Raw genomic sequence first — 13,244 nt, 5'->3', positions numbered from 1 at the left:
TTTTAAGTTATGAATTCTTGAATTAGCGATTTCTTAATTTGCAAAAATGGCTTGTACAAACAAATACACGTATCTGCAAATTAAAATCAGCACATACGGTTTTTGTAATCTTCGTACCCGAATTTGCGGTATATTTCCAGTTTATTCTCTTTTGTCCACAGGGCAATGGCAGGATGCGAAATACCATTAAACATGGTTGTCTTTACTGTTGTGTAATGTATCATGTCTTCAAAAATAATTTTATCGCCTATCAGTAATGGTTCGTCGAACGACCATTCCCCCACAAAATCGCCACTCAAACAACTATTACCTCCTATGCGGTAAGTCGGCTTATTGCAAACAGGCTCTTGATACGCCCCCCGTATACGTGGCTTGTATGGCATTTCCAAACAATCGGGCATATGACAAGCAAACGACACGTCTACAATCGCGGTTTTTATACTCCGGTTTTCCACGATATCAATAACCGTCGAAACAAGCGTCCCTGTTTGCCAAACAAAAGCACTACCGGGCTCCATTATCACTTCCAGATTAGGATACCTTTGCCTGAAACCTTTAAGCAACGAAATCAGGTGGTTTACTTCGTAGTCGCTCCGGGTCATTAAATGCCCCCCTCCCATGTTAAGCCATTTGGCTTGCTTGAGCAGATGTCCAAAGCGTTCCTCTACTGCCGTCAAAGTCTTTTCAAGGTTGTATGAGGTAGATTCGCATAGAGTATGAAAATGCAGCCCCTCCACCCCTTCGGGCAAAATATCGCCCAATTGGTCGGCAATCACACCGAACCGCGAACCGGGAGCGCATGGGTTATACAAATCGGTTTCTACTTCCGAAAACTCAGGATTAATTCTCAGCCCGCACGATATTTTTTTGCCCGATTCCGCAACCATCGGGTAAAACCGTTGCAGTTGACTTAGCGAATTGAATGTTATGTGGCTACTGTATTTCATAAATACAGGAAAATTATCGGCAGTATATCCCGGCGAAAAGGTATGCGCCGGATTCCCCATTTCTTCGTAAGCCAATTGTGCCTCAAATACCGAACTGGCTGTTGAACAGGAAATATATTCCTTTATTATGGGGAACGACTTCCACAAAGCAAAAGCTTTGAAAGCCAATATAATATTTACACCGGCTGCTTCTTTTACATGTTTTATAAGGGAAAGGTTGCTTCTGAGCAACTCTTCTTCCATTACGTAACAGGGAGATGGTATTTTATCAACTTCTATCATTCTTTTCTTGTAAAAAGGTGAGTATCAGCAAATAGTTATCTGAATAGTTTATCTATATAATCGTCAGCAAGGGTTGTTATTATCGTTTTTCCGTCGGGGGTATGTTTGTATATAGCCGAAGCGAATAATCTGTCCACGATATCCGACATTTCTTCTTGTGCCAACCGCTGGCCATAAGGAATAGCCGCTGCATAGGCCATAGATAGAGCTAATGATTCCTGTATTTCGTCCTTCGCATCGCTGCCGGTTTCGATACTACTGGTTATCATCCGGTGTAGCAAATCCGTAGCATTCACACTCTTAAATTCGGAAGGTATCCCGTTTATGGCATACGCATTATTTCCCATATTGCTTAAATCGAAGCCTACGGCTTCAAAATCGTCCATCAGATAAGGAATCATAGCCGATTCTGACGGCGAAAACTCCACAATTTCAGGAAACAATACCCTTTGCGAAACTCCCCTGTTTTGTCGGATGTTCATCAGGAACAGCTCGAACAAAATCCTTACATGAGCCCGGTGCTGATCTATAAGCATCAGTCCCGACTTGATGGAAGTCAGTATATAACGGTTTTTGTATTGGTAATGTATCGCCTGCCCCTCCTGCTGTACATTATCGGCGGTATTTTGTTTTTGAAATATATTGTCAGACGGAAAGGTTTCGTCCGAAGCATTCGCTTCTTCATTTTTTTCCAAACCCCGGTAAAATGTATTCCAATCCAAATCCGGACGCCGATAAGAAGCTTGCCCGGCAGCCGAAGGTTTAAACGGATTGTAAGACCTGTCTACATTCACTCTGGGAGGAGGTGCATACCGCGAAGGGTCGTGCACGGGGATGTCTATCGCATCGCTCGTATTGAAGTCTATGCTGGGAACCTCGTTCGACTTACCCAAAGCTTCTTTTATGGTGGCTTGTAAGATTTGCCAGATAGGCTGCTCGTTCTCGAACTTGATTTCGGTTTTTGTGGGATGTATATTTACATCTATGGTCTGCGGATCGACCTCAAGATAAATAAAGTAATTTGGGTTCTCACCCACCGAAATCAAGTGTTCGAAAGCCGTTGTTACAGCTTTGCCAAAATAGGGGTGGCGCATATAGCGTCCGTTTACAAAGAAATATTGCAAAGCTTTAGACTTACGGGCCGATTCGGGTTTACCCACAAAACCATAAATCTTAACCAGCGATGTCTCTATTTCGATAGGTATAAGATGTTGGTTTTGCCCTTTGCCTATAACATTTATTATCCGCTGTTTCAGGTTCGAAGCCGGATAGCGGAATGCTTCAATATCATTGTCTACAAACAGGAATTCTATCTCCGGATTCACAAGAGCAATACGCTCTAACTCTGTAAGGATATGGCGTTTCTCTGTTTCGTTCGATTTCAGAAACTTACGGCGTGCCGGAACATTAAAAAACAGGTTCTTCACCGAAAAAACCGTACCGGAAGAGCATGCGATAGTTTCTTGCGATTCGACCTTCGAGCCTACCACCGAAATGCAAGTGCCTATCTCGTCCTCCCCCCGCCGGGTACGTACTTCAACATGCGCCACGGCTGCTATCGAGGCAAGAGCCTCGCCCCGAAAGCCCATCGTATGCAATGCGAATAAATCTTCGGCCCTGCTTATCTTTGATGTGGCATGTCGTTCAAACGCCATGCGGGCATCTGTTCCGGACATACCCTTTCCGTTGTCTATCACCTGAATAGAGGTACGCCCTGCATTTTTTATTAGTATCTGTATAGATGTAGCTCCTGCATCGATCGAATTTTCGACCAACTCCTTCACCACCGAAGCAGGTCGTTGCACAACTTCACCTGCCGCAATCTGATTGGCTATTGAATCGGGTAATAAATGTATTATATCACTCATCGCGGAGCATTTTTAACCGTTTAATCGTTGTCTGTATCTCTGAATTTGCCTGAAATACGGGGCTGTTCGCTTCCCGATTTTTTTCTTACTCTCCTGAATATATCGTCTTTGTTGAGTGGACGCAGGTAATCGAACCATTGAAAATTCCTCAGCCTGAAAGCTGATGAGTCAAATAAATGCAGAGGGCCTATTTCGCCATTAGAGTCGCCTCCCCAAGCCCGACCCCGGTCAAATTTCTTTTCTTTAAATTCGAGCAGCAAGAAACTACTTTCCGTTCGGTTTCGGAGCAAAGAGCCCGATTTCTCTTTCGTGAAATATATAGACTCGGCATTTCCTTCAACCAATATATCATGTATATTGCCTTCGTCAAAATTGACGGTGATAAGATTTCCTTTCAGCTGATTGAAATGCAGCGAATCAATCTGTTCTATACCGAAACACGACTCTTTCACCAAGGCTTTCCTTATTGTGCTGTCGTTCATATACACCTCAACCGTATCGCCCGAAAGTTGGAAGCTCTCGTTCCACAAAACAGGATCGTCATACAAATACAGAACAGAATCTTTTGTACTGAAAAACATGGAGTCGCACACGCCCTGTATATCCGAACGGAAAAAACGCACATTGTTGTAAGCGTGCATTTTCCGGTAAACAGAGTCTGTCACTAACTTCAATGTATCGCCATGCAGATACAAGCTGTCGCCCTGCGAATATTCTATACAATAGGCCGAATCGGTTGCAAAAGCGAAATCGGTCAGTTCATTATAAAAAACATAATCTCCGCCAAGTATAACCCGTTTGGTGGTATCCTGCATAAACACATTGCCAAAAACCTCGCCAAAACCTTCGCGCTTGTTGTAAAAGATGGAATCGCCCGTCAGGGTCATATTCCCTTCCTTGTTAACGATAAGCGAACGTCCCAGCAACAACGATTCGTCGGTGATGGTGTTATACCACCCCCTGTTTGTATAAATGGTTCCACTATCCGATTCTATAACCGATGGCCCCATAATAGTGGCAATCTTGGTTTCGGTATGGTACATTAAAGTATCGGATCTCAATACAAACCTCGGATTTGTAAGCCTCACACTATCGTTGAAGGTTATCAGATGAAGCGCTGGTTCGTACTGCCCCCAAAAAGAAGTCAATTCGTTTACCGAGTCAACAACAACCCCGCCATCAAAATAATAACAAAAATTTGCCAGACGGTCGTAATTCAAACTGTCGGTCATCAACACCAAATCGCGTGCGTTTTCCAGACGTACATCACGCCTTATCTTCAGCAGTTGCGTATTAGCATCGTAATGCAAATACTTTCCGTACATAAAAAGAGTATCTCCTTGTGTTGCCTTGATATCGCCAAATGCCTCGAATGTATTATTTTCTCTGTCTAAGTAAGCGCTATCGCAATTCATTACAACCCCCTCGTGCGCCAAAACCACGTTGTAGAGCAATATAATGGGAGGGAAACCTTCGCGCAACAACAACGAATCGGCCTTATGTTTTATCAGTTTTTTATTGGCCGGAGCGACGGGTGCAACAGGTTTTATCGGAATTTGCGGGCTGGTCTGAATCAGAGCCTGTATAGAAACACAAAGAATAAGCAGGCACAGGAATCCTAAAATACGAAACCTGTGCCTCTTATTAAGACCTTTATACTGTTGTTTCAACATTATTTGTTTTCGAGGTAATTTATTTTGCCTGTGTATCTAAAAAAATAATTATTTAACCCATCCATCAAACTGAAAATCGCAGTTACGCCAATCTTCGCTAATCCAGATATAGGTATCTTTAATTTTATTTTGCAGCCATTTTTGCAGTATTTCATCTCTTTTACGGTTTTCGACAATCATTTTCATCATCTGATAGTCGTCCGATATGTTTGCCTTATGCCCTTCTGTGCGTTGACGAAGTTTTATCATGGCTACTATACTTCTTCCGTTTTTATTGAGCATAGCAAAAGGTTTTGATACCTCGCCAACCTTCATATTGTTCACCTCTTTGGCTATTTCGGGAGGAAGCGCGTCCATTGTAAATTTAGCCGTTCCGCCATTTATTGCATCATAATGATCCTGATTCACCATCAAACCTTTGTTGTTGTAGGTAGTCTTGTCTTGCGATACAAAAAAGGCAGCTTCTTCGAAAGTGGCTTTTCCTGCGTTTATGTCCGTTAAGACAGTATCCATACGAGCCAAACTTTTATTTATTTCTTCCTGTGGTACTTTTGGTTTCAATAAGATATGGCGTACATTCACCCTGTCGCCTCGTCTTTCTATCAGTTGCATTATGTGGTAACCATACTCCGTTTCTACAATATTAGACACCTTAGTGGGGTCGGTCAAGGCAAAGGCTGCATTAGCAAATTCGGGAACAAGCTCGGCACGTCCGCTAAATCCAAGTTCACCGCCCTTCTTGGCCGATTCCGTATCTTCCGAATATATCAAAGCCAAGGTACTGAAGGTTGTTTCGCCTTTATTTATCTGCTCGGTAAAAGAGCGCAACCTATTTTTAACCTCATCTACATCCGATTGGGGTATTTTAGGTTCCAGCGTTACTATCTGCACCTCAACGGTGGTAGGTATATAAGGCAAGCTATCTTTAGGAAGATCATCATAATAACGGCGAACTTCGGATGGCGTGAGGGTTACTGCCCCCACAAGCTTTCTCTGCGCGTTTTTAATTATTTCTCTTTCCCTTATCACTGTTTTAAGTTCTTCCCTGATTTCAACTATCGGTTTACCCTGATATTCTTCAAGTTTTTCTTTCGATCCGGCCATCGTTATCCAATCGCCCAACTGTCTATTGGCTTCTTTCGTAACAGCACTTGCCGGTACATCTATACTGTCAAGCTTGGCTTGATGTAGATATAGTTTCCGCATGGCCAACTGTTCGGGTATAAAGCAATCAGGGTCACCATCGAAGTGTTCTCTGTCTCTCTGCATTTGCAATTTCATACCTTCTACATCCGATTTGAATATAGCTTCGTCGCCCACCACCCATATAATCTGGTCTATCACATTATCCTGAGCCGAAACAGCAGGTATATTGCCTCCAAATATGAGTAAAGCAAGAGAGATTTTAAAGAAAAACTTAATCATTCGTTTTTTATATTATATTATTTTTTTCAGATTCGTGCGTAAATATAGCAATATTGATATTAGGTTATCTTTCCATTGATTGGCCGGAAGGCTGTATTCAACATTCTTTAACCTTTTGGGCTATTTATAAAAATAATTTATCTTATTGTTTTGTATGGCTTTCTTCAGCAAATCGTCTTCAACTTTTTTCATAAACCGCTCTTTCTGTTGGTTCAACAACATTTCCTGTATCTGTGGTTTCACATATTCGTAAGGAGCTGCTGTTCCCGTAAGGGCATACTGTTTTATGTTGAGCAAATATACGAAAGACGAATCGTTGACTTCCAGATTCCGGTTCGTTCTCAAAAAATCTTCCGATTTTATCAGTGTATAAGGAATCTTCGACATAATGTCGTCAAAGTTTTTCCACACATCGTAAAAGTAAGTATAAGTTACCGCGTTCTGCAAGTAATTTTTCTCTATTTTTTCGAGCGAAGCCGGCGTGCCTGCCTTATACCACTCCCTAAAGTTGTTCAATAACGGAGACGATACGGGTATCTTCAAGAAAAGCCCTTTCATGATATTCGATTCGAGCCGGAATTTATCTTTATTCTCCTCATAAAACGCTTTCAGGTCGGCCTCTTTCACGTCCTTCCAGAAAGTTTCTTTGAGCAACTGCTCTTGGTAGGTATATACCATAAGCGAGCGACGGTAGTTCTCCACAAGTTCTTTTATACGGTCTTTGTCGGCTACGTTCTGCTGTGCCTTTTCGTACATCAGTTCGTTGTTTACCCAAAGCCTTATATACTCTTCGGTAGCTTTGGCGCTATCGGCAGCTTCGAGCTCTGCGGGAATTATCTCCGACAGCTCTGCCCGGCTCAGAGTTCGCCCGTTTACCGAAACCAAAGCCTGCTCCTGCGGATCGGACGATGCCGCTCCATCCGACCCGGAAGTACACGATACGGCACAACCAAAGGTTAACAGCAGTCCTAAAACATGAACAGGCTTTAGCATCATTATCTTATCTTTCTATGGTTTTCAAAACATCTTCGTTGACTTTCACCGGATATTTAGCGCGCAATTCTTTCAACCAAGCTTCTTCCAGCAAATCCTGATAATCGGCCACTACAAGGCCTTTCACATCGGTATAATCTTCCGGAGCCTTGATTTCTTTTCCATGAACAAAGAAGAATCCGAAATTATTGACCGGAGCGGGTTTGTCGCCACTCTTGTAATGCGAATAATCGACATAGGCATTCTCTCCGTTTGTCCACAAACCTCTTTCTATACGGATAGACGGAATTGAGTCGGAAGCAAAGGCTTCTTTCAGATTAGCAACCAAATTAGCCGATTTGGGACTGCTTGCAATTACCTTTTTGACTTTAGCCATCGCGTCCTCTGTTTTGCAATGTACTATAAAGCCTTTAAATTTAGCACCCTCCCATGTATTATATTTCTTTTGGTTTTTCTTGAAAAATTCTTGAAGCCCTAATGTATCGGTCGAAGCTTTTTCCCAGACTTCTTTGTTCATAACATCAAAAAGAAGAATTCCGTCATGATACTCTTGTATAAGGTTTCTCACATCTGCGTTTTCAGAAATCAAAACTTCTTTCTGATGGTCTTGCAGCTTAGAGAAAGCCGAACCGGTTAGCACATCGTCCAGATACTCGGTCGATACTTTTCCTGTTGATTGTTTCTTTCTTTTTGAACGGTCTTCAACAAAGTTTTTTACTGTATATGGTTTTCCGGCAATGGTAAACAGTGCCTCGTTATTATTTTCGTACTTGGCAACAAAAACAGAGTCGAAAGGATAAGATGTATTTACGGCAGCTTTCAATTCATCGTAAACTGGCTTATTCAGATTAAAATCGTATGCTTTAGCCAGTTTCTTTGTTTTTTCGCGAAGTATATCTTCTTGCCTGTCGCTCTGCAAGACACGTTTCATAAAAGTGGGTTTAACAGCATCCCAGCTTTCGCGTGGTTTTTTCTCTTCCAAGCGTATAATATGGTAACCATATTCCGTTTTTACGATAGGTGATATCTCTCCGCCTTTAGTCAGAGCAAAGGCTGCTGTTTTGAAGCTCTCTGGGAGTGTTACATCGGACGTAATCCAACCAAGAAGGCCACCATTCGCAGCCGATTGACGGTCGTACGAATACTCTTTGCAGAGAGTTACAAAATCCTCGCCATTCTGCAAACGTTCATATATTTTTTCGGCCTCCAAACACAAACTGTCTTGAACTTGCTGTGTTGGGTTTGGCCCCCCAAAACCGAACATAATGTGCGAAACCTTTGCCATTCCCGGATCGGGGCGTTTGTTCAATACCTTAATCAGATGATAACCAAAGATAGAACGGACAGGCTGGCTTATTTCTCCTACCTTAGTCGAATACATAGCGTCTTCGAACGGAGCGATAAACATCAACGATGTAGCCCAGCCCAGATATCCCGGATTGTCAACTCTTTTTGCAGAGCCATCTTCCGACACTTCGGCTGCAACCTTACCAAAATCTTCGGCTTTTTTACCAACCAAACGCTTCCTTATCTCCATCGCTTTATTATATGCTTCGAGGGTATCGGATGGCAATATATTCTGAGGTTTAGAGAAACGCACCAAGATATGGCTCACTTCAATATTTTCTTTCTGACGGTCAAACTCTTGTTTGGCAACCGATATCTCTGATAAGGAATCAACCAAATAAGGGTCAATCAGTTGTTTCTTGTAGTTATTAAATTCGCGGATAAACTGCCGGGTTGAGTCTAAACCCTGTGCCTTAGCCTCTTCGATCTTTAGTTTAAAATCAACAAACAAGTTTTTGTATTCATTCAAATCTTTTTTAGTGGCTCCTGTGTTTGCATTGTTTTTGTTATAAACATACTCAAAATCCTGTTTAGTGATTGGTACATTATTAATAGTCATAACAACAGGATTGCTTGTGGTTTGGGCATTAAGTACCAACACTAACAACAAAGCACCCAGAAAAACAAAAAATTTACTGTTCATAATTTTTCTTAAAACTTTATATTTCGATAAATCTTAGAATTCTTGCGATGCAAATATATTAAGAAACTATTTAAAATATTTTCTATCAGCCTATTTTTATTCAAATAAACGTTAGTTTATTCATTTATTTTATGATTTCATGCCGCTGAACCGAACTTCGGATTATTCACTTGTTGGGTTACAACCTACTTCCTGAATCCAAAAGCAAAACCTCATTAGTAAAACAGGGGCTAAAACCCCCGCTGGCGCATGGCCTCGAATGTAAGTATGGCTGTTGATACCGATACATTGAGCGAATCTATTTCCCCACGCATTGGTATTTTTATCCGCTTATGGGCATTGTCAAGCCAAAAACGGGTTAGCCCATCGGCTTCCGTACCCATCACTATGGCCGCCGGTTTTGTGAAGTCGGTTTCGTGATACCATTGCGAGGCTTGTAGCTCCGCCGCATAAACCGTGATATTATTGTCCTGCAGCCACTTCAAAGCATCGGCCGAGGTGCAGATAGCCGTTTGAACGGTAAACAAACACCCAACACTCGACCGCACCACATTAGGATTATAAACATCGGCCAACGGGTCGCAAACAATAACCGCATCGGCTTTTGCGGCATCGGCCGTACGCAGAATTGCGCCCAGATTGCCGGGCTTTTCTATTGCCTCCAGAATTATCACGAAGGGATTCTCCGTTAACTGTAATTCACTTAATGTATGCGACTTAGGTTTGGAAAGGGTAAGCAATCCGTCCGAACCTTCGCGGTAAGCTATTTTCTCGAATACGGCTGCACTTACCTCTGTCATTTTACTTTCCGGAATATTGTGCAACACATCGGGATACCGGGTTTTGGCAAACAGTTCGGGACAAATATAAACAGAGCAAATATCGTAACCCGCCCTTTGCGCCAGCATCAACTCGCGGGCGCCTTCAAACAGGGCTACATTCTGCAGTCTGCGCTCCTTGTTTTTTGCCAACTTTTGCAGGTTTTTTATCTTAGGGTTTTGTAAACTCGTTATTTGTTCCATATCTGTTTCTTTTACCTAACTGCAAAGATACATAAAGAGCCTGTTTTTGCAATGTATTGATTTTTTTGAGTTATTTTGTGTAACAAAACACAAGGGCTCTCGTCTTAATTTATTGAACGTGCCCCATAAAGGCGAATTATAGATTTAAATATTCAACCCTCTAAAATTTATATAACCATGAAAAAATTAGTATTCTCCCTTTTTACAATCCTTATTGTAACCGCTATCAATGCCCAACAAGCGGATGAATTGTTTTTCGAATTATCTCAAAACGAAAATGCAAAGACTGAAACGATTGATTCGGAGACAATGGATCTATTAAAAATGAAACTGGATGAAGAGAGTGACGAAGACAACATTGAAGCCCAATTCTTCAGAAAAGTAAACAACATACAAGCCGTTTTGGCATCCGACTGCAAAGCTGACTATACAGCCAGTATAGAAAAAAAACTAACCGAAACAGAAGAGGGAAATGGCTTCACCACTTTGGTAAAAATCAGCGATGAAGGAGACAATGTGTACATAATAAAAAAAGACACAGCAAATGAAGACGGAACAAGAGATCTCTATATATTCGTTATCGACGATGAAGAAACAATAGGCATCAGAATAACTGGGCATATGAGCGACGAAGACTTCGATGAAATATTGAAAGACAAAAAACTGATTGATTCTCTATATTGACATTAACCCATAACACAATAGTTCAGAGTCCGGTCACTAAACAACAGCACGACCGGACTTTTTTTGTATGCTTTATTTTCCGGCGTATATTTTCTCAAAATATCTGCTTAAGTTTTTATCTTTGCACATCCTGAAAAATAAAATAACAACAGAAAAAATATATATGAGCAAGAATTTTAAGCGTACATTGGTTACAACAGCTCTGCCCTACGCAAACGGGCCTGTACACATCGGCCACTTGGCGGGAGTATATATCCCTGCCGATATTTATGTGAGATACCTTCGTCTGAAAGGCAAAGAAGTTCTTTATATAGGTGGCTCGGACGAGCATGGAGTACCCATTACCATTCGTGCCAAGAAAGAGGGGGTTACGCCTCAGGATATAGTCGATAAATACCACTTCATCATCAAAAAATCGTTCGAAGAGTTGGGTATTTCGTTCGACATTTACTCGCGTACAAGTTCGCAGACGCACAAAGAAACGGCTTCCGAATTTTTCCTTAAACTCTATAACAAAGGTGAATTTGAAGAAAAAACAAGCGAGCAATATTATGACGAAGAAGCCAAAATGTTTCTGGCCGACCGTTACATCATGGGCGAATGTCCCCATTGTGGCAACCCGAATGCCTACGGCGACCAGTGCGAAGCTTGCGGAACATCGCTAAGCCCTACCGACCTCATCAACCCGAGGTCTACCCTTACCGGAAACCCGCCTGTGATGAAGGAAACAAAACACTGGTATCTACCTCTCAATAAACACGAAGCATGGCTACGGCAATGGATTCTTGGCGATCACAAAGAATGGAAACATAATGTTTATGGCCAGTGCAAATCGTGGCTGGATATGGGCTTGCAGCCCCGTGCCGTGAGCCGCGACCTCGATTGGGGTGTGCCCGTGCCCGTAGAAGGCGCCGAAGGAAAGGTTCTGTATGTTTGGTTCGATGCGCCGATAGGATATATATCGAACACCAAAGAATTGTTGCCCGACACATGGGAAGAGTGGTGGAAGTCGGAAGATACTAAACTGATACACTTCATTGGCAAAGATAATATCGTTTTCCACTGTATCGTTTTCCCTGCCATGCTAAAGGCCGAAGGGTCGTTCATCCTACCCGAAAATGTTCCGGCAAACGAGTTCCTGAATCTCGAAGGAGATAAGATTTCGACCTCGCGCAATTGGGCAGTCTGGCTGCACGAATACCTCGAAGATTTCCCCGGGAAGCAAGACGTGTTGCGTTACGTACTCACAGCCAATGCCCCTGAAACAAAAGATAACGACTTCACTTGGAAAGATTTCCAAGCACGCAACAACAATGAGTTGGTTGCCATTCTGGGTAACTTCGTTAACCGTGCATTGGTGCTCACCCAGAAGTATTTCGACAACAAAGTACCTGCCTTAGATGCTTTAACCGATTACGACAAGCAAACACTCGAAGAGTTTGCATCGGTAAAAAAATCGCTCGAAGAATACCTCGAAACATTCCGTTTCCGCGATGCACTGAAAGAAGCTATGACCTTGGCACGCATCGGCAACAAATACCTTGCCGACATGGAACCTTGGAAAGTTATCAAGACCGACGAAACCCGCACAAAAACGATACTCAACATAGCATTGCAGATAACCGCAAATCTGGCTATCGCTTTCGAACCATTCCTACCTTTCAGCTCCGCTAAAATTAAACAGTTCATCAATAAGAACGATTTGAAATGGGAGCAACTGGGAAGCAGCCATTTGCTGGCAGAAGGACATCAACTGAATCCATCTGATTTGCTGTTCGAGAAAATAGAGGACGAAGCCGTAGAAAAACAAATACAGAGATTGCTCGATGCCAAAAAGGCCAACGAGCTGAGCGAACACAAAACAGCCCCGCAAAAGGAGAACGTTGCTTTCGACGATTTCACGAAAGTCGACATCCGCGTAGGGACTGTTCTTGAATGTGTGAAAGTACCTAAAGCCGATAAGCTTCTTCAATTCCTGATAGACGATGGCATGAAGAAACGTACCATTGTATCAGGTATTGCTAAATGGTATAAACCCGAAGAACTGGTAGGCAAACAGGTATGCTTCATTGCAAATCTGGAACCCCGTAAACTGAAAGGTATCGTATCCGAAGGGATGATCCTCTCGGCCGAAAATCCCGACGGAAGCCTGTCGCTCATTCAGCCATCCGCACCTGTTGTGCCCGGCAGTCAGGTAGGGTAACAGATACACTTGGCAAAACAGTACGAATAACAAAGTAAAACTACTTTATTGATTAAAATTTAAAGAGTTACTCTGATTGCAATCAACATTTTTAGTTACTTTTGTCCGGATTTAAACCCATATTTACAAGATAGATAAAATATAATAATAGCCTTCA

At 42.3% G+C, this 13,244-nt stretch carries 9 protein-coding genes; 2 read left to right on the top strand and 7 right to left on the bottom strand.

What is annotated here, in order from left to right; translation table 11 throughout:
• Positions 1–86: 86 nt before the first annotated feature.
• The 7 genes from nspC to M2132_RS08045 all read right to left on the bottom strand — a co-directional run bounded on the left by nspC (position 87) and on the right by M2132_RS08045 (position 10,200).
• Positions 87–1,229 (bottom strand): carboxynorspermidine decarboxylase, encoded by a 1,143-nt coding sequence (gene nspC, locus M2132_RS08075; protein ID WP_280672851.1) that lies wholly within the window; start codon positions 1,227–1,229, stop codon positions 87–89.
• A 35-nt stretch (positions 1,230–1,264) separates the two neighbouring features.
• Entirely contained in the window at positions 1,265–3,097 is a 1,833-nt protein-coding gene (gene mutL / locus M2132_RS08070; RefSeq protein ID WP_280672850.1) for a DNA mismatch repair endonuclease MutL, read from the bottom strand.
• Between the two features lie 20 nt (positions 3,098–3,117).
• Entirely contained in the window at positions 3,118–4,770 is a 1,653-nt protein-coding gene (locus tag M2132_RS08065) for an OstA-like protein (RefSeq protein ID WP_280672849.1), read from the bottom strand.
• Between the two features lie 48 nt (positions 4,771–4,818).
• On the bottom strand, positions 4,819–6,195 hold the full coding sequence (locus M2132_RS08060) for a peptidylprolyl isomerase (protein ID WP_280672848.1): 1,377 nt from the start codon (positions 6,193–6,195) through the stop codon (positions 4,819–4,821).
• 120 nt (positions 6,196–6,315) lie between these two features.
• A complete protein-coding gene (locus M2132_RS08055) occupies positions 6,316–7,191 on the bottom strand; it encodes a peptidylprolyl isomerase (protein ID WP_280672847.1) in 876 nt (291 codons plus the stop codon).
• Between the two features lie 4 nt (positions 7,192–7,195).
• Positions 7,196–9,178 carry a peptidylprolyl isomerase gene (locus tag M2132_RS08050; protein WP_280672846.1) on the bottom strand — a complete coding sequence of 661 codons (1,983 nt, stop codon included), beginning with the start codon at positions 9,176–9,178 and terminating at the stop codon, positions 7,196–7,198.
• Positions 9,179–9,408: 230 nt separating this feature from the next.
• On the bottom strand, positions 9,409–10,200 hold the full coding sequence (locus tag M2132_RS08045) for an RNA methyltransferase (RefSeq protein WP_280672845.1): 792 nt from the start codon (positions 10,198–10,200) through the stop codon (positions 9,409–9,411).
• Between the two features lie 177 nt (positions 10,201–10,377).
• On the opposite strand from M2132_RS08045, the gene M2132_RS08040 reads away from it, so the two are divergent.
• Positions 10,378–10,884 (top strand): DUF4252 domain-containing protein, encoded by a 507-nt coding sequence (locus M2132_RS08040; protein WP_280672844.1) that lies wholly within the window; start codon positions 10,378–10,380, stop codon positions 10,882–10,884.
• Positions 10,885–11,047: 163 nt separating this feature from the next.
• Positions 11,048–13,087, top strand: coding sequence for a methionine--tRNA ligase (gene metG / locus M2132_RS08035; RefSeq protein WP_280672843.1), 2,040 nt, complete (start codon positions 11,048–11,050; stop codon positions 13,085–13,087).
• The last annotated feature ends 157 nt before the right edge of the window (positions 13,088–13,244 follow it).

This window comes from Dysgonomonas sp. PH5-45, assembly GCF_029893235.1.
Taxonomy (GTDB): Bacteria; Bacteroidota; Bacteroidia; order Bacteroidales; family Dysgonomonadaceae; genus UBA1309.
This window is presented reverse-complemented; position numbering and strand designations above follow the sequence as displayed.